Raw genomic sequence first — 19,698 nt, 5'->3', positions numbered from 1 at the left:
TGCCGCGCGTCACCCAACGATCGCGCGACCACGTCTACCGCGGGGCCGCAAAGCGCCAACCATCAACGCTCGGCGCCCGATTCTTCCAAAAACGGAAAGTCGGGGACTCCTCGCTATGGCGTGAGCTGTTTGGCCATCGCGAGATGCTGGCTGACGACCGGCACCATCTCGTTCGCGAACGCGTTCAGCGGCGGCTGGTCGCCCTTGGCGGCATAGGTCTTGAGCGCATCGAGCGCGCTCTGATGCGCGTCGCGCTGGATGATGACATATTGCTGGTCGAAATCCGCGCCCTTCTTGGCGCGAAGCTGATCGAGCTTCTGCCGCTGGTCGGGCGCCAGCGTCGTGTCGGGAGTGACCGTCGGCGCGACCGAGGCGGCGGCCTTATTGAGCTTGGCGGTCGATTGGGTGTGCGCCTCGATCATCTTGCGCGCGAAGTCCTTGACCGCCGAGGATTGCCCGTTGGTCAGCGCGAGCTTCGAGCTTTCGATCTCGAAAACGTCGCTGGCCGCGGCGGCATTGGCGAAGTCCTGCGCGGACGGCGTCATGGTCGACGCCGTGTTCTGCAACGCGCCGACGACATTGCCGCTCTTCATCGCCGGCGCCGTCGGCGAATAACCGCTATCGGAACTGTTGGCGCGCTGCACGCCGCCCTGACCCTGATCGCCGCACGACGCGACGAGACAGGCCGATGCGACCAGCAGCAGACAGGTTCTGGGGGTCATGCTTCGTCTTCCTGGTACGATCGTTCCATCCCAACCCCGCCTCGGCGACGCCGGTTCCGCTCACAACCCGCCCGAATAATGTAGGTTAGGCAGATAGGCGCGGCCCCGCGCTCAATCGACCCGATAGTGGATCGGCTTGAATGACCCGCCGTTCGAATCGGGCGCCGAACAGGCGGTCAGACCGATGACGAGGTCCATCTCGGCGCGAAAGCTGATCCGGTCGCCCGCCTTGCTGAGCGGCGGCAACACCTTGAGCTTGCCGTTCCGGCCGTCGACCGGAACGTTCATGAAGCAATTGAACGCGACCGGAATCCGGTCCGGTTCGATGCCATAGGGCGCCAACGCCTCGGCGAGATTACCGAAACACCCGCGATGCGGCGGCAAATCGGGATAGAAGTGCCGGAACGTGTCGACCGAGCACGGCGTCAGCAGGAAATCGTGACAGCCGACGCTGTCCTCGACGATCGTCAGCATCGCGCGCGAGCGGTTGGAATAGAGCGTGTGGCCGGTCGTCAGCCGGATGGTTTCGGCATAATCGAGCGTGCGGCCCGACGAAATCGCCTCATCCACGTCGTCCGCATTATAGGCGAGCAGATCGGCCACTTGCTCGCCTCGCGGATCGATCACGGTCAGGGTGGCGCCGCGCGCCAGGCGAAAGGCGGTCCCGCTTCGTTCGGGAATGACCGAGACGGCGCCGGTCACTCGGCGTCCCCGCGATATTCGAACGGCGGTTCCCAATCCTGCTCGACGGCGCGGCCCGAATATTGCCGCGCTTCGCTGACCTCTCCGTGCCGCGCGAGCATCGGATTGCGCGACCCGGCAAGGCGATCGTCACGCACCAGGATCTTCTCGCGCAACCCCTCATATTTCCCCGCGCTGCGCAGCCGCTCGAACTGGTCATGGAGATTGAACACCAGCGTCGGCCGCTCGAACCTCCGTGCTGGCCGGCTGGCATCGGGATGCAAGCCGACGATGAAGAACGCCTCGCCGCCGAAGCTCAGCGAGAAATGCGGATTGGCCGGATCCGGGCTGACGCGCGGGTCGTAATCCTGGCCCCGCCACACATCCTTGTCGTGCAGCGACTGGACACGATCCCACAAGGCGCGCTCGAACGCCTCCTCGTCGAGGTCGGTCGGCCCATCGAACACAACGGCGAAGCTCTGGAACAAGGCGGGGTCGTCGCGATATGCCTGAGCGAAGCGCAACAGCGCATCATGGATGCGCAAATCGTCCCAGGCGCTGTCGATGCGATCGCAGGCGAGGACCGTCAACCTGCCATGCGCGAGCGCGGACTTGGCGCCGACACAGGGAAAGGACGGCGCCTCGACATGGGCGAACAATTTGCGTTCCAATTTTTCCTGGGCGTCGTGGGTCCAATGAAACATGTATCGAGCAGCTCTCTTCGTTGTTGACCATCATGATCGACCGCGCGCCGGTCGGCCTCGCACCCTTTTCCAATGTCGGGAAGTGACGGCCTGAGGCAGCAAAGGAGCCAGCGGCCCGGGCGACCGGATTCCCAAGTTCGGTGGTCGCCGCGGCATCGGTTCTCCTGCTGACTGTCTTGCAACCGGCGTGGATCACACGATGGGAAAACGCGGCTTGCGGCGGCAAGTTGCGGTAAATGGGGCGTTCCTAACTTCGGTCAGGACGATTCAGGCGATTTTTACGCTTTGGCGATGCCCGGTGAAACGAACGGCCGCCGGTCCGCGTTCGCCGGGTATGACAAGTTCGAAAACGTCCACGCCCAAAGCCTTGCTCGTCGTGGCGCTGCAGGATCTCCACGATGGCGAACGCGCCTGGATCACCCGGCTCGACGGAATCGGCCACCACATAGAAGATAAGCGGTTCGCCGCGCGAATGGCCGCCTATCGGAATGCCTGCGCGGAACATGCCGAGCGGTTGAAAAACGCCGCCGACGACTTGGACGCGGATGTCGCCGGCGCGGAGAATATCTGGCTGAACGCGATCCTCGACGACGCCCGGCGCGACACCGAGATGAGCGCGCCGGGCCGGCTGCTCGACATCGCCTTGATCGGCGCGGTGCGGAAAGGACTTCAGGCCAAACGCGTAAGCTATGAGACCGCGATCGCCCTGGCGCGATCGCTCGATCTCGCCGCCGCCGGCGATCTGGTCGCCAGCCGGGACGAAAAGGCGGCGGCGGACAAGGACCTGAGCGGCTTGCTCGAGGAGATTGCGACCGCGCCCGGCGCGTGATCCGCGACGGTTGGTCGCGATGAACGTCGTCGCGGCCCGATCGTTGTCGACGCGAGCAACCCGATAGGTGGAGACCAGCCATGACCGACAAGGCGATCAAGCCCACGCGCGAGACGCGCGCACCCAATCTGTCGACCGAGCATCAGAAGGACGGCGATGCGCGCCGCCCGTCCGACACGCTCGACCGCGATCAAGGCCCGGGCGAAGATGATGGCGGCCGCAAGACGTCGTTCACCGATAACGACTGAGTCCCGTCACGGCGTCTGCGCGTCCCGATCGTCTTTCGGATAGTCGTCCGGTGTGACCTCGCCGACATTGGGCCGGTCCTCTACCGGTTCCGGTTCGTTCGCGCGCGACGGGTCCTTGTACGATTGCTCGGCGAGATCGGCCGTCGTGGTTTCGCCGGGATTCTGCTTCCTGATGTCATCGCTGGGATCGGCGCCTTCGTCGGCGTTGGGACGATCGGTCATGGGGCTCTCCTTCAATGGCCCTCCGACAAGCGTTGTGCGGCGCAGACCGTTCCCGGCCCGGGAGCTAGGCTCACCTAGGTTAGCGAGAAAGTCTTTCCCGTCGCGGAAACGGTTGGGCGGTCAGGCGGTTTTCCCGGGCAACCGCTCGGGAGATCATGATGGACGACAAGAACGACGGACCGCATCTCTACGGCACGCCCGATCCGAACAATCCGGAACCGGTGTCGAAGGGCGGCATGAAGGGCGAACGCAGCGGCGACCAGGAAGCCGATGCGCCGACAATGTCGCGCGAGTTGGAGGTGGAGGGCCGCGACGTCACGATCGAGCAGACGTCAGGCAGCGTCTATGCCGAAGAGACAGGCAAGGCAGGGAAGGACGACCACGACGAGGAGGATCGCTGAGCGATGCTCGACCGTACCGCACCGGCCGCCAGCCCCTACGCGCTGGCCTTGCGCGACCTGCTCGCCGATGCCCCGGAGCCGATCTCGGCGTTCGACATGGGCGACCTGCGCGTCGAACGCATTTGCGGCCAGGATTCGTTATGGGCGATCGTTCGCCGCGAGGGCAAAGGTGGGCTCGCGATCCGTTGCGCCTATCTCGCCGGGCCGTTCGAATGCCATGTCGCGCGCCATGGAGCAGGCGAGCGCCTGCGCGTTCGGACAACGAGCGCGATGGGCGAGCACGTCGTCGCCCTGACCATGGCGGATAACGAACCCCGTCTGTTGCGCATTTCGGTATGGTTGACGCCCTCGCGATCGCTGTTGATCCCGTTCCTGCCGCGCGACCTCTACCCGCTCGACGATCGCGACGATCCGACCGGGGCCGCCGGTCATGTCGAGGCGGCCCAGCGTGGGCTGAACAGCGGCGCCTTGCTGTTCCGGTTCGCCAAGCCGGCGTTCGGGACCGTGCTCTATTTCCAGAACCTGACCGCGCTCAACGATTACTACCTCGCCACCAAGACCAAGCCGGACGGCGCCGTCGGCGGCGAGTGGCCGGAGCTGGGCTACCTCCCCCCTACCCCGCCGCAAAGCGCCACGCCGCCGGTCGAGCCGCTCGAAGCGGGTCGCCAAGTCGCGCTATCCGACGCGTTGATCGTGATGCGCGACCTCGGCGAAGGCAGCGAGGAGCAGGGCGCGCGCGATTTCGTCCAGATGCTGGGCGTGGTGTACGGCGCGATCGAGCGCCCCGAACCCGAGTTCCGCGATTGGGTCGAGCGCAGCGAGCGGACGCTCCACGACCTCGCGACCGCGCCCGAGGCAACGGTAAGGGAATATGGCCGCCGCTACGCCCACCCCTATACCGCGAGCGAATATCCCGATTCCATGGTGCAGATGTCGCTGTTGACCGCGATGCACGATTGGGGTCGCTGGCGCGGCGAACCGCACCCGCTAGAAGCCGAATTTCGCGGCGGCATTTCGAAATTCTACGATCCCAAACTCGGGACCTTGCGCCGCTATCTGCCCAATGTCGGGCGCGACAAGAACAAATATGCCGTCGACAGCTGGTATCTCTATCACCCCCTGCTCAACCTCGCGAAGCTGGCGTGCGACGGCGACCGCCGCGCACGAACGCTCTTCCTGAAAGCGATCGAGTTCGGCATCCGCGCAGCGCATCATTTCGACTATCGCTGGCCGATCCAATACGATGTCCGCGACTTCTCGATCATCACCGCGACCGCCAATGACGATCGCGGCCAGACCGATGTCGGCGGCCTCTATGCCTATGTCATGCTGGAGGCGCACACGCTGACCAACGACGCGCGGTTCCTGCGGGAGGCGCGCGCGGCGATCGACGCCGCCAAGGGCATGCGCTTCAACCTCAATTCCCATGCCAATCTGCCCGCCTGGGGCGCGGCGGCCTGCATGCGGTTGTGGCGAGTCACGACCCAGGACGCCTATCGCGAGCAAAGCTACGTCTATCTCGCGAGCTTTTTTCACAATTGCGAAATCTGGGAATCGCGGATCGCGGCGGCGCGGCATTACAAGAATTTCCTCGGCGCGACCTGTCTGATGGATGCGCCGTACATGGCGATCTACGAATGTTTCGACAGCTTCGCCGCGTTCGAACGCTATCTCGCCGACAGCGGGCCCGAACTCGATCCCGCGATCCGCATGTTGGTCTCCGAATATTGCAAATATGCGCTCGACCGGGCGTGGTATTATTATCCCGACGCTTTGCCCAAGGACGTGCTGGCCGAGAAACAGCGCAACGGCCACATCGCCCGCAACCTCTCCTTCCCGCTCGAGGATCTCTATGCCGACGGGCAGCCGGCCGGGCAGGTCGGGCAGGAGATTTACGGCGCGGGCGCCGCGATGGTGTTCGCGACACGCAGCTTCCACGACATCGAAGACGTACCGTTCCGGTTGTTCTGCAACCAGTTCGTCCGCGCGACCGAGCGGCCGGGCCCGAATTCGATCCGCATCCATCTCGATGGCGGCGAAACCTGCCGCGCCTTGCTGAGCGTGATCCGCCTGAAGCGGCGACAGCTCGTCGAGCCAATTGCGACGACGATCGACGGCGACGTGCTGCGCGCCAGGCACAAAACGGACGATCGGATCGATTTCGATGTCCCCGCCTATGGCCGGATCGTGCTGTCGTGGGACGAAGCGGCGGACTGACCGGCGTCAGGTCAACCGCCACTTTTCGAGCGCACGGTCGTAAGCCGCTTCCGCCCGATCGCGGACGCGTTCGAGCTTGGCGATCTCGCCAGCCTGTTCCTTTTCGAGCGCGCGCCGTTCCTTCTCCAGTTTTTCCTCGCGCTGGCGCAATTCCTCGGACGCGGCGCGCTGGCGCTCGCGCAGATCGTCGATCGCCTTTTCCGCGGCATTGAGCCTGGCGCGGCTCGGGCGCGGCGGCGGCTTGCGCTTGCGAGCGGCCTTGGCGGGCTTGTCGGCACTCGCGGCCTTCTTGCCCCCCTTCGGCACGGCGGCAGCGAGATGCTCGGCCGCCGATCCCCGCGCCACGCGGATCACCTTGCCCGGGTCGGCCAGCGGTGCCTTGGTCAGTTTCGGATCTGTCACCAGTTCGGCATCGCCACGCGCGAACAGATTGCGATCCGCACCCCAGGCCTCGAGCGCAGCCTTCTGGCTCGGCGCCGCGACATAAGCGTCGTGAAAGCCGATCGGCGTGCGATAAACCTTGAGCGCGCGCGGCATCAGGCGAGCTCGATCCAGACCGGCGCATGATCGCTGGTCTTTTCCCAGCCTCGCACCCGGCGCTCGACCCGCGCATCGACCAGGCGATCCGCCACATCGGGACTCAACAGCAAATGGTCGATGCGCAGCCCGGCATCACGCTCGAACGCGCCACGAAAATACTTCCAGAACGTGTAGATATGTTCGCCGGGATGGCGCGTTCGCAGCGCATCGGTCCAGCCTTGCGCGACCAGTTCGGCATAAGCCTGCCTGACCTCGGGCGCGAATAGCGCATCGTCGAGCCAGCGCTCGGGTTTGTAGACGTCGAGCTCGGTCGGCATGACGTTGAAATCGCCGGCGATGACCACCGGTATCCCGGCATCGAGCAGTGACCGCGCATGGCGCGCGAGCCGGTCGAACCAGCGCAACTTATAGTCGAATTTGGGCCCCGGCCGCGGATTGCCGTTGGGCAGGTACAGGCACGCGACGATGATCCCGTCGATCGCCGCCTCGAGATAGCGGCTCTGCTCGTCCGTCCCCTCGCCCGGCAGGCCGCGGCGCGTTTCGTGAATGTCGCCGCCCCGGCTCAGGATCGCGACGCCGTTCCAGCTCTTCTGCCCGTGCCAGATCGCTTGATAGCCGAGCTCCTCGATCGCCGCGTAGGGGAAGCGCTCGTCGGGCGCCTTCAATTCCTGAAGGCACACCACGTCGGGCAAATCCTCCGACAACCAGCGCAGCAGCACCGGCAGGCGGCCGTTGACACCATTCACGTTATAGGTCGCGATCTTCATCTGCGTCCAAAGCGGTGCCCGGCGCTCGGGTTCCGCTTGTCGTCGAAATGCGGTGAACGACCGGAACGAACGCACCGAATCACCGGTTCTCTTCGGGAAGGAAGAGACCATGGCCGAAGACCCGATGATCTATTGGAAACGCCGCGCCGAAGCCGAGCGCGATCTGGCGGAAAAAGCGCCCGACGCCGCGACACGCAAAGCGCATGAGGAAATGGCGCTATTGTACGAAGAACGCGCGTTGAACGAGGCGCCGATCGACTGACGATCCTGATCCAGGTTACGCAAATAATTGATTTCGCATCGTAAACGATCGGAACATTCAAAATCCCGGAACGCTTCGCCAGCATCATTCGGGAGAGCAAGATGTCCGACACCAAAACGGACGACGCGCCGCTGGCCACGGCCAAGGACCAAGGCCCCGCCGTCGACGAGGCGACCGACGCGCTGATCGAGAACAAGGGCGATACGCTGATCGGCCGCACGGTCACGATCAATCGCCCGGTCGGGGAATTGTTCGCCTATTTTCGCGACTTCGCGAACCTTGCGACGTTCATGGAAAACGTCGAGCGCATCGATGTGCTCGACGATCGGCGTTCGCATTGGGTGGTCAAGGCGCCGGGCGGCAAGACCGTCGAATGGACCTCCGCCGTGACCGAGGAAGAGCCCGACAGCTTCATCGCCTGGGCATCCGAGGAAGGTGCCGACGTCGCCAATTCGGGCCGGGTCGACTTCCGTACCACAGGCGAGCGCGGCACGGTGGTAACCGCGACGATCCTCTACGACCCGCCCGCCGGCACGGTCGGCAAATTGGTCGCCAAGCTGTTCCAGCGCGAACCGGCGATCCAGGCGCGCCGCGACCTGCGCCGCTTCAAGCAATTGATGGAAACCGGCGAGATCGCCACCGGCGCGCGCAACCGCCGCCTCCAGGAAGAAGGGAAGAACTGATGCGCGCCCTGACATGGCACGGCAAGCACGACGTCCGCGTCGACACGGTCGACGATCCCGAGATCCTCAATCCGCGCGACGCGATCATCAAGGTCACCGCGACCGCGATCTGCGGATCCGACCTGCATCTCTATGACGGCTTCATCCCGACGATGATGGCGGGCGACATCCTCGGCCACGAATTCATGGGCGAAGTGGTCGAGACCGGGCCCAAATCGACCTTGAAGAAAGGCGATCGCGTGGTGGTGCCGTTCACCATCGCCTGCGGCGCCTGCTACCATTGCTCCAAGCATCAATATTCGGCCTGCGACAATGGCTTGCCGGCCGACAATCAGGATATCGCGCAGGAACTCTATGGCCAGCCGATGAGCGGCCTGTTCGGCTATAGCCACATGACCGGCGGCTATTCGGGCGGCCAGGCCGAATATGTCCGCATTCCCTTCAGCGACGTCGGGCCGATCGTCATTCCCGACGGGGTCGAGGACGAGAAAGTGCTGTTCCTGTCCGACATTCTGCCGACCGGCTGGATGGCGGCCGAGAATGCCGAGATCGAGCCCGGCGATACCGTCGCGGTATGGGGCTGCGGCCCGGTCGGCCTGTTCGCGGTGCAATCGGCTTTCCTGATGGGGGCCGAACGCGTCATCGCGATCGATCACTTCCCGCACCGGCTGGAGCTCGCCAGGAAGTTCGGCGCCGAGACGATCAATTTCGAGGAATCGAAAACCTACGAAGCATTGATGGAGATGACCGGCGGAATCGGCCCCGACGCGTGCATCGACGCGGTCGGGCTCGAGGCGCACGGCTTCTTCGTCGACAATGTGGTCGACCAGATCAAGGTCTCGACCTTCCTCGGCACCGACCGGCCGCACTCGATCCGCCAGGCGATCCTCGCGTGCCGCAAGGGCGGGCGCGTGTCGATGCCGGCGGTCTATGGCGGCTTCGTCGACAAATTCCCGCTCGGCGCGTTCATGGAAAAAGGCCTGACGCTCAAGACCGGCCAGACGCATGTCCAGCATTACATGCCCGGCCTGCTGCAGGCGATCCTCGACGGCAAGATCGACACCACCTTCCTGATCTCGCACCGCATGGCGCTCGAAGACGCGCCCAAGGGTTACAAGATGTTCCACGACCAGCAGAACGAAGTGACCAAGATCGTGCTCAAGCCCGATCTGGCCGCCGCTGCCTGAAACACTCGACCGGAGAAACCACATGGCCAAATTCGCGATCGTCACGGGCGCCTCGACGGGGATCGGGCGCGAGCTCGCCAAATTGGCGGCGGAGGATGGGTATGACCTGCTCCTCGTGGCCGACACGCCCTTTGTCGACCCTTCCGCAGGCTTGCCGGGCAATGTCGAAACGCTCGAAACGGACTTGGCGACGCTCGAAGGTGTCGACCGCCTGCTCGACGCGGCGGGCGTGCGCGACGTCGACCTGCTCTGCGCTAACGCAGGGCATGGCCTCGGCGGCGGATTCCTCGATCAGGACGTCGCCGAGTGGCGCCACGTGATCGACACCAACGTCACCGGCACCGTCTATCTATTGCAGAAGGTGCTCAAGCGCATGTCCGCGCGCGGCGAAGGCAAGGTGCTGGTCACCGGATCGATCGCCGGCTGGATGCCGGGCAGCTACCAGGCGGTCTATAACGGGACCAAGGCGTTCATCGACAATTTCACCGCCGCGATCCGCAACGAGCTCAAAGAGCATAAGAACATCATCATCACCACCCTGGAACCCGGGCCGGTCGAGACCGAATTCTTCCATCGCGCGGGGATGGATGACACCAAGGTCGGACAATCCGACAGCAAGTCCGATCCCGCCGAGGTCGCCAAACATGGCTGGGACGCGGTGATGGCCGGCAAGTCGACGATCATCTCCGGCATGATGAACAAGCTTCAGGTCGCTGCGGCCGGCGTGCTGCCGCAGTCCATCCCCGCCGAGATCCACCGCGGCATGGCCGAGCCGGGCTCGGGTACGAAGGAGTGAGCCGACCATGAGCGACATGACCGAAGCGCTGATCGATCCACAAACCAAATACCACACCGAAGGCTTTGCCGAGCAACGGCAGGAGTGGCCGGGCTTGCAGCGCGACATGGAACCGGTGCCGGATTGCGGCGAGAAAACCTATCGCGGCACCGGACGGCTGAAGGGCCGTCATGCGTTGGTGACGGGCGGCGATTCCGGCATCGGCCGCGCCGCCGCGATCGCCTTCGCGCGTGAGGGCGCCAAGGTCGCGATCAACTATCATCCCAACGAACAGCCCGACGCCGAGGATTTGAAGGCGGTCCTTGCCGAGGACGGCACCGGCCTCGTGCTGCTGCCGGGTGACCTGACCGACGAAGCCTTCTGCCTCAAGCTGGTCGACGACGCGCGCGACCAGCTCGGCGGGCTCGACCTGCTGGTGATCAATGCCGGCTATCAGCAGGCGCGGAAATCGATCGCCGAGATCACCCACGAGCAGTTCGACCGCACGATGAAGACCAACCTCTACGCGATGTTCTGGATGTCGAAGCGCGCCGCCGAATTCATGCCGGCGGGCTCGGCGATCATCAACACCGCCAGCGTCAACAGCTTCAATCCGGTCGAGGACCTGCTCGACTATGCGACGACCAAGGGGGGGATCGAGATCTTCACCAAGGGCTTGGCCAAGCAACTCGCCTCCAAGGGCATTCGCGTCAACGCCGTCGCGCCCGGGCCGGTCTGGACCCCGCTGCAGATTTCGGGGGGCCAGTTAGAGGGCAAGGTCGAGAAGTTCGGCCAGCACACCCCGCTCGGCCGCGCCGGGCAGCCGGCCGAGCTGGCCGGCCTCTACGTCACGCTCGCCGAGCAGTCGAACAGCTTCACGACCGGCAGCGTGTTCGGCGCCAATGGCGGTACCGGAGTGAGCTGAGGGGCGGATAACGAAAGGAATGGATCATGCCTCGCGGCGACAAATCGTCCTATACCGACAAACAGAAACGCAAGGCCGAGCATATCGAGAAAGGCTATGAGGATCGCGGCGTGAGCGACAAGGAAGCCGAACGCCGCGCCTGGGCCACGGTCAACAAGGAATCGGGCGGCGGCAAGAAGTCCGGCTCCGGCCGCGGCAAGAAAGAAAACCACGAAAGCTCGCGCACGGGCGGCCGCAAGGGCGGCTCGAGCCAGACCCACGCCGAACGCTCGGCTGCGGCCAAGAAGGGCTGGGAAACCAGGCGGCGTCACGGCAACGGCTAGGCTTGGCTTCAGCGTGCAGAACGGTGCGAAGCGACGCTAAAGTCGGCACTCGCCGGTACTTGCTCGATAGAGTGGAAGGCTCGCCGGCGCCGAGAAAGGAACGGCTGACGGAAGCTTCCCCCCGCCAGCCGCTTTGCCCGGACGACGTCAGGCGGTTTCGAGTTCGGCGTTCGAATTGACCTTGGTCTCGGCCATGGTAGTCAGTTTTTCGTCGGTCGCCTTTTCCTCGGCGAGCGTCTCGGCCAGGATCGCGGCGCAGTCCGACCGGCCGAGCTGCTTGGCCCAGGCGATCAGCGTGCCGTAACGCGTGATCTCGTAATGCTCGACCGCCTGGGCGGCCGCGATCAGCGCGGCGTCGAGCACGTTCTTGTCCTCGACATCGCCAGCGATCTCATTGGCTTCCTTGATGATGCCGTCGATCGCCGGGCAATCGGTCTGCTTGGGCTCCCGGCCGTGCATCTCGAACACGCGTTCGAGCCGCCTGATCTGGCCCTCGGTCTCGCGGAGGTGCGTCTCGAAGCCCTGCTTGAGCTGGGGATCGGTCGCTTTCTCGATCATCGTGGGCAGCGCCTCGGTGATCTGCTTCTCGGCATAATAAATGTCCTGCAACGTGTGGACGAACAAATCGTCGAACGTCTGGATGTCCTTGGAAAACAGGCCCATCGGGGTCCTCCTCGAAAATTGGCGAGCGGAAGCCCACCCCGCGACCGTTCAACGAGAAGACAGGCGCCGAAGTTGCCGGAAATATCGCCATTTTGACATAGGTTAGGACGTTTTCGGCGACCCGGTGCGAGTCCTTCGCGGTGCCGCCTGGATTGGTCGCGACCAAGGCGCGGCGACGCCGCCAATCATGACCGGGCGCGCCGAAGTCCCTTCCCAGTAATGACCCCGGGGTTCGGCCGGAAATCTAGTTAACCTACATTAAAATAGGCGCAAATGTCGGAGCGGGGGCTGGATCGAACCGAAGCGAAAATCGTTGAGTGTGCAACTATCAGGGGAGAGATCGCTCATGGTCACCACCATCGAGACGCTGTCGCTTGGCGATGCCCGCCGGTTGCTTGCCGCCGCCGAAGCCAAGGCCGCGCAGATCGAAGTCCCTTCCAATATCGCGGTGGTCGACGCGGGCGGCAATCTGCTCGCCTTCGCGCGCATGGACGGCGCCTGGCTGGGGTCCATCGACATCGCGATCCACAAGGCGTTCACCGCGCGCGCCTTCGACATGCCGACCGAAGTCCTCGCCGGCATGGCCGAGCCGGGGAAGCCGCTGTTCGGCATTCAGAACACCAATCACGACCGCATCGTGATCTTCGCCGGCGGCGTACCGATCAAGATCGGCGACACCGTGATCGGCGCGATCGGATCGAGCGGCGGGACCGTCGATCAGGACAGCCAAGTGGTCGAAGCGGCACTCGCCGCGTTCGAGGAGGAACGGTCGCGCCACGGCCAATTCGCCGAGGCTTGAGGTGGCGGGCGCACTCTACGGGGCGGTCTATTGCGGCGCTCCCGCTTTGCCGGGAACGCTGGCCGAGCGATTCAATCTCGACCCGCTTCTCATCGCCGTGCTGGCTGGGATCGCCTTCACGCATCTCACCGCCAATCGTCGTGCGGGCAGAGCGTCGTCCGCTGCCGCCGCCGGCTGGGCAATCGCCGCCGCGGCGTTGATCTCCCCGCTCTGCGCCTTGTCGGTATCGCTGTTCACCGCGCGGGTCGCCCAGCACATGATCCTGCTCCTGGCGGCCGCTCCCTTGGTCGCCTCGTCGCTTCCCCGATGGCGATCGATCGAGCGGCCGTCCTTTCTGTGGTCGGCGACGATCGCCTTCTTCGCCTTGCTGTGGTTCTGGCACATGCCCGCGCCGTACGCGGCGACGTTCCGCGCGCCGGCGATCTATTGGGCGATGCACGTCTCGCTGTTCGGCAGCGGCGTGCTTTTGTGGGCGGCGTTGCTGCGCCAGCATTCGGCGCAAGCGCTCGCGGCAGGCTTGGTCACCTCGATCCAGATGGGCATGCTCGGCGCAGTCATCTGCCTGGCGTCCTGGCCGATGTACGCCCCGCATTATGCGACGACCCAGGCCTGGGGCCTGACCCCGCTCGCCGACCAGCAAATGGGTGGTGTGGTGATGTGGGTGCCCGGCTGCCTGATCTTCCTGTGGATCGCGGTGCGCACGGTCGCCGCGATGTGGCAGGCGCTCGAGGACGCGCCGGTATGACCGGTCGGACGCTCGACTATCTGACCAGTTCGGGGGAGCGCGCCGCGACGATCGTGCCGCTGACCTGGTTCACGCTGATCGTCTCGATCGTCGTGTGCTGGATCATCGCCGTGTTGTTGTGGGGTGGCCTGCGGCGGACGCGCCGCCATGCCGCCGGCGTCCAATCGCGCGATATCGCGGTCCGGCGCGGCGGCGATGGCCTGAACTGGATCAAATGGGGCCTGGCGATCAGCGCGGTGCCGCTGCTCATCACGCTCGTCTGGACGATGGCCGCGCTCGGCCACATCGCCGGGCCGCCGCGCCGGCCGGGCATGACGATCGACGTGACGCCGCACCAATATTGGTGGGAAGTGACCTATAACGGTCCGACTGCCGCCAATACATTCTCGACCGCGAACGAGATCCACATCCCGACCGGCACGCGCGTGCTCGTCCGGCTGCATGGCGCCGACGTCATCCATTCCTTCTGGGTGCCGCAATTGTCGGGCAAGACCGACGCCATTCCCGGCCAGACCAATTTGAGCTGGATCGCCGCCGACCGGCCCGGGCGCTATTTCGGCCAGTGCACCGAATTCTGCGGGCTCGAACACGCCAAGATGGCGTTCGAAGTGGTCGCCGACACGCCGGGCGACTTCAATGCCTGGCGCCGCGCGCAACTCCAGACCGCGCCGCCGCCCGCCACCGCAGCCGCCCAGCGCGGCCTGCAATTTTTCGAATATCGTTGCGCCCTCTGCCACGCCGTTCGCGGCACCACCGCCGCCTCCCATTACGGCCCCGACCTCACCCATTTGATGAGCCGCCAGCTGATCGCCAGCGGCGCCCTCGCCAACACCCGCGGCAACCTCGCCGGCTGGGTCGACGGCCCCCAGAAAATCAAGCCCGGCGCGCTGATGCCCGACCAGAAACTGACCGGCCAGCAGTTGAACGACGTCGTCGCCTATCTGGAGACGTTGCAATGAGACCCGCCGCGCTCCGCACGCCAGAGATCGGCGACGACACGCCCGAACTTCGCGCACGGCTCCACGCGATCTGGGCGACCGAGCCGGGCTGGAAAGGCTTCTTCACCACGGTCGATCACAAGGAGATCGGCATCCGCTACATCTTCACCGCCTTCGTCCTGCTCGCGCTCGGCGGAATCGAGGCGCTGGTGATCCGGCTGCAGCTCGCCGGCCCCAATCTGCATGTGCTGACGCCCGAGCAATATAACGAATTCTTCTCGATGCACGGGATGACGATGATCTTTCTGTTCGCATCGCCGATCCTGTCAGGCTTCTCCAATTTCCTCTGGCCGTTGCTGCTCGGTTCGCGCGACATGGCATTTCCGCGGCTCAATGCGTTCAGTTACTGGGTATATCTCGCCGCCGCCGTGTTTCTCTATGTCGGTTTCCTGACCGGCAACGGACCCAATGACGGCTGGTTCAATTACGTCCCTTATGCCGAGAAGCAGTTCAATCCGGGGCTGAACCAGGATTTCTACGCGCTCGGCATGGTACTGCTCGGCATCTCGACCAGCGTCGGCGCGGCCAATTTCATCGTCACCGCGTTCAAGATGCGCGCGCCCGGCATGTCGATCAATCGCCTGCCGATCCTGATCTGGGGAACGCTGACCGCCAGCGTCGCCAATCTGATCGTCGTGCCGGCGGTCAGCCTCGCCTTCTTCCTGCTGTGGATGGACCGCCAATTCGGCACGAGCTTCTTCCAGACGGCGGGCGGCGGCCAACCGCTCCTGTGGCAGCACCTGTTCTGGATCTTCGGCCATCCCTGGGTCTACGCGATCGTGCTGCCGGCGATGGGCATGGTGTCGGACGGCCTGCCCGTTTTCTGCCGGCGGCCCCTGGTCGGCTATTCGCTGGTCGCGCTGGCTACCGTGTCGACCATGGTGCTCGGCTTCGGCGTGTGGGTCCATCACATGTTCGCGACCGGCCTGCCGGGACTCAGCCTGTCCTTCTTCTCGGGCGCATCGATCGTCATCACCGTGCCGAGCGCGGTCGCGGTGTTCGCCTGGCTGGCGACGATCTGGACCGGGCGGCCGGTCGTGACCACCGCGTTCCTGTTCTTCGCCTCGATGATCCTGCTGTTCGTGATCGGCGGCGTGTCCGGGTTCATGACCGCGAGCGTGCCGGTCGACTGGCAGCTGACCGATACCTATTTCGTCGTCGCCCACCTCCATTATGTGCTGGTCGGAATCAACGTCTTCCCGGTGGTCGGCGCGACCTATTTCTGGTTCCCAAAGATGTTCGGCCGGATGATGGACGAGCGGCTCGGGCGCTGGAACTTCTGGACGATGTTCCTGGGGTTCAACCTGGGATTCCTGCCGATGCATCTGACCGGATTGCTCGGCATGCCGCGGCGCGTCTGGACCTATCCGGCCGGGCTCGGCTGGTCGGCGCTCAACATGATCACCTCGATCGGCAGTTTCGTGTTCGCGATCGGGGTGCTGCTGTTCATGATCAATGTCGCCAAGAGCCTCAAATCCGGCCCGAAGGCGCTGGCCGATCCATGGGGTGGTCCGACGCTGGAATGGGCTGTGACCTCGCCCCCCGCCCCCTACAATTTCGCGGTGATCCCGACCGTCGCGTCGCGCCATCCGCTTTGGGAGGACGCCCTCGACGAGAGCCGCGGCCGCAGTTCGATCACGCGCGGCATGACGCTCGATCACGGCAAGGAAACCGTGACCACCACGCCGATGGATGCCGAACCTGACCGCATCGTCGAAATGCCCGAGGACAGCTGGGCCCCGCTGTTGCTGTCGATCGCACTCTCCGTGCTGTTCGTCGCGCTACTGCTCAAGCTGTGGGCGGTGATCGTGATCGGCGGCCTGCTCGTCCTCGCCGCCTTGCTGCTGTGGCTGTGGCCGCGCCGCCGCCTGCTCGAACGGGAGCCGGCGCATGGCTGAGCTCGTCCTCGCGCAACCCAAGGAACTGCCGGTCGGCCCGATCGGGCGGCGCGGCATGGGGCAATGGGGAGTCGGCGCGCTGATCGCCAGCGAGGCGGCGCTGTTCGGTTATCTGCTGTTCTCTTATTACTACACCGGCGCCAGCGCGCTGCCCGGCTGGCTGCTCGAGCCGCATCCCAAGATGTGGCCGGCCTTGCCCAATACCATCCTGCTGCTCGCCTCGAGCTTCGTCGCCTGGTTCGGCGAGAAGGGAGTCGAGAAAGGCAATCGCGCCCAGGCACTGATCGGTCTGGGCGGCGCTTTCGTGATGGGCGCGGTGTTCGCTTTGGTCCAGGTCTACGAATGGTCGATCAAGACCTATGGCATCGGCACGTCGAGCTATGCCTCGCTCTATTTCACCACCACCGGCTTGCACATGGCGCATGTCGTCGCCGGGCTGATCATCCTGGTGGCGATGTTCGGCTGGGTGGTGTGGGACTTCTTCTCGCCGCGACGGCATATCGTGGTGTCGGCCGGCGTGCTCTATTGGCATTTCGTCGATGCGGTCTGGCTGTTCGTCTTCACCACCTATTATCTGACGCCCTATCTGGGGTTCGCGCGGTGAAGGGCGAGCACCATCCCGCGCCGCATCGCAACAAATTGTCGTCCTGGACGGCATCGGTGCTGCTCTACACCGGCCCGCTCGCCTGGGTGCTGCAGATCTGCGTCGGCGAGATGATGACCAGCTGGCCCTGCTATCCCGATATGGACCGGCGGACGGCGCCGATCGCCGGCTACGAATGGACCTGGCTGGGCGCGATCGTCGTGCTTGCCTTGTGCGCGCTAGCGGCCTGCGTCGCCGGGCTGCTCGGCTGGCGCAAGTTCCGCGAAGTGCGCGACGAACGCGAAGGCGGGCATGAAGCCCTGCTCGAGATCGGCCACGGCCGTACCCGCTTCATCAGCCTGTGGGCCGCCTATCTCGGCCTGGGCTTCGCGCTCGCGACCCTCGTCACGCTCGTCGCTTTCATTCTGGTGCCGCCATGCCTCGGTTGATTCCCCTGCTCGTCTTGTTCGTGCTCGCGGCCTGCGGCCGATCGGGCGATCCCCATGCCCAGGCCAAGGTGCTGATCTCGTCGCAATGCGCCGCCTGTCACACGGGGCGGGGGGTGGGGGCGGCGCGCGGCCAGGTCGGGCCGTCGCTCGCCGGCGTCGCCAAGCGCCAGGTCATCGCCGGCAAGCTGCCCAACACGCCCGCCAATCTCCACAAATTCCTCGAGCATCCGCAATCGGTCGTGCCCGGCGGCGCGATGCCCGAACTCGGCCTGACGCCGCAGCAGGCCAAGACCATCGCCGATTATCTCTACACGTTGGACAAGCCATGAACCGAGCTCTCGCGATCGCGTTTCTCACCACCATTCTGGCCGGCTGCAGCCGTGCTCCGGCGCAAGACGACCAATATACCGGGCCGCAGCCCAAGCTGCCGGCGCCGGTACCGGCCGACGCCGTGTTCACTCGCGACCAGATCGGCCACGCGCTGGCGGCGCCGACCACCAACATGGGCAAGGCCAAGCCGGCGCCGGGCGGGTCGCCCGCAGACGACGGGCAATGGACGATGCCGTCGAAGAATTACGCTTCGACCCGTTTCTCGGCGATGGGCGAGATCAATCCCGGCAACGTCCGCAACCTGACCACCGCCTTCACTTTCTCGCTGGGGGTCAACAAGGGCCAGGAAGCGGCGCCGATCGTCGCCAATGGCACGATGTACGTCGTCACCGCCTTTCCCAACATCGTCTATGCGCTCGACCTGACCAAGCCCGGCGCGCCGATGAAATGGACCTACAAGCCGAACCCGGCACCGGCCGCGCAAGGCGTGGCGTGTTGCGACGTGGTCAATCGCGGCGGCACCGTCGATGCCGGCAAATATATCTTCAACACGCTCGACGGTCAGACGATCGCGCTCGACACGGCGACCGGCAAGCCGTTGTGGAAGACCCAACTCGGCAACATCAATCTCGGCGAGACGATGACGATGGCGCCCTTGGTCGCCGACGGCCACGTCTATGTCGGGGATTCGGGCGGCGAAATGGGTGTGCGCGGCTGGGTCGCGGCGCTCGACGAGAATTCGGGCAAGATCGCGTGGAAAGCCTATAACACCGGCCCCGATGCCGATGTGAAGATCGGCGCCGGGTTCAAGCCCTTCTATGCGGTCGACCGCGGCACCAACCTGGGCGTCAAGACCTGGCCCGCCGATGCCTGGAAGATCGGCGGCGGATCGATGTGGGGCTGGTTCACCTACGACCCCGACCTGCATCAGGTGCTGCACGGCACCGGCAATCCCGGTCCGTGGAACTCGGAGCAGCGCCCGGGCGACAACAAATGGACCACCGGCATCTTCGCGCGCGACCCGACGACCGGCGAGGCCAAATGGTATTATCAGTTCAGCCCGCACGACACCGACGATTATGACGGGATCAACGAGCAGATCCTGCTCGACATGCCGTTCGCCGGGCAGATCCACCACGTCCTCGTCCGGCCCGAGCGCAACGGCTATGTCTATGTCATCGACCGCGTCACCGGCCAGGTCCTGTCGGCCGATCCGTTCGGGCCGATCAATTCGTCCAAGGGCGTCGACCTCAAGACCGGCGCGCTGATCGTCAATCCCGACAAGGTGCCGAAACTCGGCCAGGTCACGCGCGACATTTGCCCGACCGCGAGCGGCGCCAAGGACTGGAACCCGAGTTCGTTCAATCCGAACACCGGCCTGCTCTACATCCCGCACGAGAATATGTGCATGGACTGGATGAACCTGGAGGTGAACTACATCGCCGGGACGCCCTATGTCGGCGCCGAGGTCCATATGAAGGCCGGCCCGGGCGACGGTCATCGCGGCACGTTGACCGCCTGGGACCCGATCCTGCGCAAGCCCGCCTGGGAGATCGCCGAGCGTTTCCCGATCTGGTCGGGGACCGTCACCACCGGCGGCAATCTTGTCTTCTACGGGACGATGGACGGCTGGTTCAAAGCGGTCGACGCCACCAACGGCAAGATCGTCTGGCAGCAGAAGCTCGACAGCGGAATCATCAGCCAGCCGGTCAGCTATCGCGGCCCCGATGGGCACCAGTACATCGCC

At 64.8% G+C, this 19,698-nt stretch carries 25 protein-coding genes; 18 read left to right on the top strand and 7 right to left on the bottom strand.

The features are described from left to right. Positions 1–113 precede the first annotated feature (113 nt). From ACTHJR_RS08820 to gntA, 3 genes are all read right to left on the bottom strand, one after another. Positions 114–722, bottom strand: coding sequence for a DUF4142 domain-containing protein (locus ACTHJR_RS08820; RefSeq protein ID WP_440522767.1), 609 nt, complete (start codon positions 720–722; stop codon positions 114–116). 111 nt (positions 723–833) lie between these two features. After that, entirely contained in the window at positions 834–1,424 is a 591-nt protein-coding gene (locus ACTHJR_RS08815; RefSeq protein ID WP_440522766.1) for a DUF1989 domain-containing protein, read from the bottom strand. Beyond that, positions 1,421–2,107 (bottom strand): guanitoxin biosynthesis heme-dependent pre-guanitoxin N-hydroxylase GntA, encoded by a 687-nt coding sequence (gene gntA / locus ACTHJR_RS08810; RefSeq protein WP_440522765.1) that lies wholly within the window; start codon positions 2,105–2,107, stop codon positions 1,421–1,423. Before gntA ends, ACTHJR_RS08815 begins: the two co-directional genes overlap by 4 nt. A gap of 334 nt (positions 2,108–2,441) precedes the next feature. Between gntA and ACTHJR_RS08805 the strand changes: the two genes are divergently transcribed. Both ACTHJR_RS08805 and ACTHJR_RS08800 read left to right on the top strand, forming a co-directional pair. Beyond that, positions 2,442–2,936, top strand: a complete 495-nt coding sequence (locus tag ACTHJR_RS08805; protein WP_440522764.1) for a DUF892 family protein — start codon at positions 2,442–2,444, stop codon at positions 2,934–2,936. 80 nt (positions 2,937–3,016) lie between these two features. Further along, positions 3,017–3,184: a hypothetical protein gene (locus ACTHJR_RS08800; RefSeq protein ID WP_440522763.1), complete on the top strand. Its 168-nt coding sequence runs from the start codon at positions 3,017–3,019 to the stop codon at positions 3,182–3,184. Between the two features lie 6 nt (positions 3,185–3,190). On the opposite strand, the gene ACTHJR_RS08795 is transcribed toward ACTHJR_RS08800, so the two are convergent. Next, entirely contained in the window at positions 3,191–3,406 is a 216-nt protein-coding gene (locus tag ACTHJR_RS08795) for a hypothetical protein (RefSeq protein ID WP_440522762.1), read from the bottom strand. A 158-nt stretch (positions 3,407–3,564) separates the two neighbouring features. Between ACTHJR_RS08795 and ACTHJR_RS08790 the strand changes: the two genes are divergently transcribed. Together ACTHJR_RS08790 and ACTHJR_RS08785 are read left to right on the top strand one after the other, a co-directional pair. After that, positions 3,565–3,807: a hypothetical protein gene (locus ACTHJR_RS08790; protein WP_440522761.1), complete on the top strand. Its 243-nt coding sequence runs from the start codon at positions 3,565–3,567 to the stop codon at positions 3,805–3,807. 3 nt (positions 3,808–3,810) lie between these two features. Further along, the gene (locus ACTHJR_RS08785) at positions 3,811–6,024 is read left to right on the top strand and encodes a hypothetical protein (protein ID WP_440522759.1); all 2,214 of its coding nucleotides are present in this window, start codon (positions 3,811–3,813) and stop codon (positions 6,022–6,024) included. A 6-nt stretch (positions 6,025–6,030) separates the two neighbouring features. Here the strand turns inward: ACTHJR_RS08785 and ACTHJR_RS08780 are convergent, their stop codons facing one another. Together ACTHJR_RS08780 and xth are read right to left on the bottom strand one after the other, a co-directional pair. After that, complete coding sequence (locus ACTHJR_RS08780) at positions 6,031–6,561, bottom strand: hypothetical protein (RefSeq protein ID WP_440522758.1); 531 nt, start codon at positions 6,559–6,561, stop codon at positions 6,031–6,033. Beyond that, the gene (gene xth / locus ACTHJR_RS08775; protein ID WP_440522756.1) at positions 6,561–7,331 is read right to left on the bottom strand and encodes an exodeoxyribonuclease III; all 771 of its coding nucleotides are present in this window, start codon (positions 7,329–7,331) and stop codon (positions 6,561–6,563) included. Before xth ends, ACTHJR_RS08780 begins: the two co-directional genes overlap by 1 nt. Before the next feature lie 109 nt (positions 7,332–7,440). Between xth and ACTHJR_RS08770 the strand changes: the two genes are divergently transcribed. The 6 genes from ACTHJR_RS08770 to ACTHJR_RS08745 all read left to right on the top strand — a co-directional run bounded on the left by ACTHJR_RS08770 (position 7,441) and on the right by ACTHJR_RS08745 (position 11,486). Continuing rightward, positions 7,441–7,593 carry a hypothetical protein gene (locus ACTHJR_RS08770; RefSeq protein WP_440522755.1) on the top strand — a complete coding sequence of 51 codons (153 nt, stop codon included), beginning with the start codon at positions 7,441–7,443 and terminating at the stop codon, positions 7,591–7,593. Positions 7,594–7,694: 101 nt separating this feature from the next. Next, positions 7,695–8,276, top strand: coding sequence for an SRPBCC family protein (locus ACTHJR_RS08765; RefSeq protein ID WP_440522754.1), 582 nt, complete (start codon positions 7,695–7,697; stop codon positions 8,274–8,276). Continuing rightward, on the top strand, positions 8,276–9,463 hold the full coding sequence (locus ACTHJR_RS08760) for a zinc-dependent alcohol dehydrogenase (RefSeq protein WP_440522752.1): 1,188 nt from the start codon (positions 8,276–8,278) through the stop codon (positions 9,461–9,463). Before ACTHJR_RS08765 ends, ACTHJR_RS08760 begins: the two co-directional genes overlap by 1 nt. Before the next feature lie 22 nt (positions 9,464–9,485). Beyond that, complete coding sequence (locus ACTHJR_RS08755) at positions 9,486–10,259, top strand: SDR family NAD(P)-dependent oxidoreductase (RefSeq protein ID WP_440522751.1); 774 nt, start codon at positions 9,486–9,488, stop codon at positions 10,257–10,259. Positions 10,260–10,266: 7 nt separating this feature from the next. Further along, entirely contained in the window at positions 10,267–11,163 is an 897-nt protein-coding gene (locus ACTHJR_RS08750) for an SDR family oxidoreductase (protein ID WP_440522750.1), read from the top strand. 26 nt (positions 11,164–11,189) lie between these two features. Beyond that, positions 11,190–11,486, top strand: coding sequence for a plasmid stabilization protein (locus ACTHJR_RS08745; protein WP_440522749.1), 297 nt, complete (start codon positions 11,190–11,192; stop codon positions 11,484–11,486). A gap of 147 nt (positions 11,487–11,633) precedes the next feature. Here the strand turns inward: ACTHJR_RS08745 and ACTHJR_RS08740 are convergent, their stop codons facing one another. Further along, positions 11,634–12,149: a YciE/YciF ferroxidase family protein gene (locus tag ACTHJR_RS08740; protein ID WP_440522748.1), complete on the bottom strand. Its 516-nt coding sequence runs from the start codon at positions 12,147–12,149 to the stop codon at positions 11,634–11,636. Between the two features lie 346 nt (positions 12,150–12,495). Between ACTHJR_RS08740 and ACTHJR_RS08735 the strand changes: the two genes are divergently transcribed. From ACTHJR_RS08735 to ACTHJR_RS08700, 8 genes are all read left to right on the top strand, one after another. Continuing rightward, complete coding sequence (locus ACTHJR_RS08735; RefSeq protein WP_440522747.1) at positions 12,496–12,948, top strand: GlcG/HbpS family heme-binding protein; 453 nt, start codon at positions 12,496–12,498, stop codon at positions 12,946–12,948. 1 nt (position 12,949) lies between these two features. Further along, positions 12,950–13,693 carry a cytochrome c oxidase assembly protein gene (locus ACTHJR_RS08730; protein ID WP_440522745.1) on the top strand — a complete coding sequence of 248 codons (744 nt, stop codon included), beginning with the start codon at positions 12,950–12,952 and terminating at the stop codon, positions 13,691–13,693. Beyond that, a complete protein-coding gene (gene coxB, locus ACTHJR_RS08725) occupies positions 13,690–14,652 on the top strand; it encodes a cytochrome c oxidase subunit II (RefSeq protein WP_440522744.1) in 963 nt (320 codons plus the stop codon). Before ACTHJR_RS08730 ends, coxB begins: the two co-directional genes overlap by 4 nt. Then, positions 14,649–16,589, top strand: coding sequence for a cytochrome c oxidase subunit I (ctaD, locus tag ACTHJR_RS08720; RefSeq protein ID WP_440522742.1), 1,941 nt, complete (start codon positions 14,649–14,651; stop codon positions 16,587–16,589). The genes coxB and ctaD overlap by 4 nt, the downstream gene beginning before the upstream one ends. Beyond that, positions 16,582–17,193, top strand: coding sequence for a cytochrome c oxidase subunit 3 (locus tag ACTHJR_RS08715; RefSeq protein ID WP_440522741.1), 612 nt, complete (start codon positions 16,582–16,584; stop codon positions 17,191–17,193). The genes ctaD and ACTHJR_RS08715 overlap by 8 nt, the downstream gene beginning before the upstream one ends. Further along, positions 17,190–17,621, top strand: a complete 432-nt coding sequence (locus tag ACTHJR_RS08710) for a hypothetical protein (protein WP_440522740.1) — start codon at positions 17,190–17,192, stop codon at positions 17,619–17,621. Before ACTHJR_RS08715 ends, ACTHJR_RS08710 begins: the two co-directional genes overlap by 4 nt. Then, positions 17,609–17,950 (top strand): c-type cytochrome, encoded by a 342-nt coding sequence (locus tag ACTHJR_RS08705; protein WP_440522739.1) that lies wholly within the window; start codon positions 17,609–17,611, stop codon positions 17,948–17,950. Before ACTHJR_RS08710 ends, ACTHJR_RS08705 begins: the two co-directional genes overlap by 13 nt. After that, positions 17,947–19,698 (top strand): PQQ-dependent dehydrogenase, methanol/ethanol family (locus ACTHJR_RS08700; protein ID WP_440522738.1); only part of this gene is annotated, 1,752 nt, incomplete at its 3' end. The genes ACTHJR_RS08705 and ACTHJR_RS08700, both read left to right, overlap by 4 nt.

This window comes from Sphingomonas sp. (genome assembly GCF_051962185.1).
In the GTDB taxonomy this organism is placed as follows: Bacteria; Pseudomonadota; Alphaproteobacteria; order Sphingomonadales; family Sphingomonadaceae; genus Sphingomonas.
This window is presented reverse-complemented; position numbering and strand designations above follow the sequence as displayed.

What these genes read in the sequence shown, in the direction of transcription:
- ACTHJR_RS08820 (WP_440522767.1), bottom strand. Translation starts at nt 722, where the DNA reads ATGACCCCCAGAACCTGTCTGCTGCTGGTCGCATCGGCCTGTCTCGTC.
- gntA (WP_440522765.1), bottom strand. Translation starts at nt 2,107, where the DNA reads ATGTTTCATTGGACCCACGACGCCCAGGAAAAATTGGAACGCAAATTG.
- ACTHJR_RS08805 (WP_440522764.1), top strand. Translation starts at nt 2,442, where the DNA reads ATGACAAGTTCGAAAACGTCCACGCCCAAAGCCTTGCTCGTCGTGGCG.
- ACTHJR_RS08800 (WP_440522763.1), top strand. Translation starts at nt 3,017, where the DNA reads ATGACCGACAAGGCGATCAAGCCCACGCGCGAGACGCGCGCACCCAAT.
- ACTHJR_RS08795 (WP_440522762.1), bottom strand. Translation starts at nt 3,406, where the DNA reads ATGACCGATCGTCCCAACGCCGACGAAGGCGCCGATCCCAGCGATGAC.
- ACTHJR_RS08790 (WP_440522761.1), top strand. Translation starts at nt 3,565, where the DNA reads ATGGACGACAAGAACGACGGACCGCATCTCTACGGCACGCCCGATCCG.
- ACTHJR_RS08785 (WP_440522759.1), top strand. Translation starts at nt 3,811, where the DNA reads ATGCTCGACCGTACCGCACCGGCCGCCAGCCCCTACGCGCTGGCCTTG.
- ACTHJR_RS08780 (WP_440522758.1), bottom strand. Translation starts at nt 6,561, where the DNA reads ATGCCGCGCGCGCTCAAGGTTTATCGCACGCCGATCGGCTTTCACGAC.
- xth (WP_440522756.1), bottom strand. Translation starts at nt 7,331, where the DNA reads ATGAAGATCGCGACCTATAACGTGAATGGTGTCAACGGCCGCCTGCCG.
- ACTHJR_RS08770 (WP_440522755.1), top strand. Translation starts at nt 7,441, where the DNA reads ATGGCCGAAGACCCGATGATCTATTGGAAACGCCGCGCCGAAGCCGAG.
- ACTHJR_RS08765 (WP_440522754.1), top strand. Translation starts at nt 7,695, where the DNA reads ATGTCCGACACCAAAACGGACGACGCGCCGCTGGCCACGGCCAAGGAC.
- ACTHJR_RS08760 (WP_440522752.1), top strand. Translation starts at nt 8,276, where the DNA reads ATGCGCGCCCTGACATGGCACGGCAAGCACGACGTCCGCGTCGACACG.
- ACTHJR_RS08755 (WP_440522751.1), top strand. Translation starts at nt 9,486, where the DNA reads ATGGCCAAATTCGCGATCGTCACGGGCGCCTCGACGGGGATCGGGCGC.
- ACTHJR_RS08750 (WP_440522750.1), top strand. Translation starts at nt 10,267, where the DNA reads ATGAGCGACATGACCGAAGCGCTGATCGATCCACAAACCAAATACCAC.
- ACTHJR_RS08745 (WP_440522749.1), top strand. Translation starts at nt 11,190, where the DNA reads ATGCCTCGCGGCGACAAATCGTCCTATACCGACAAACAGAAACGCAAG.
- ACTHJR_RS08740 (WP_440522748.1), bottom strand. Translation starts at nt 12,149, where the DNA reads ATGGGCCTGTTTTCCAAGGACATCCAGACGTTCGACGATTTGTTCGTC.
- ACTHJR_RS08735 (WP_440522747.1), top strand. Translation starts at nt 12,496, where the DNA reads ATGGTCACCACCATCGAGACGCTGTCGCTTGGCGATGCCCGCCGGTTG.
- coxB (WP_440522744.1), top strand. Translation starts at nt 13,690, where the DNA reads ATGACCGGTCGGACGCTCGACTATCTGACCAGTTCGGGGGAGCGCGCC.
- ctaD (WP_440522742.1), top strand. Translation starts at nt 14,649, where the DNA reads ATGAGACCCGCCGCGCTCCGCACGCCAGAGATCGGCGACGACACGCCC.
- ACTHJR_RS08715 (WP_440522741.1), top strand. Translation starts at nt 16,582, where the DNA reads ATGGCTGAGCTCGTCCTCGCGCAACCCAAGGAACTGCCGGTCGGCCCG.
- ACTHJR_RS08705 (WP_440522739.1), top strand. Translation starts at nt 17,609, where the DNA reads ATGCCTCGGTTGATTCCCCTGCTCGTCTTGTTCGTGCTCGCGGCCTGC.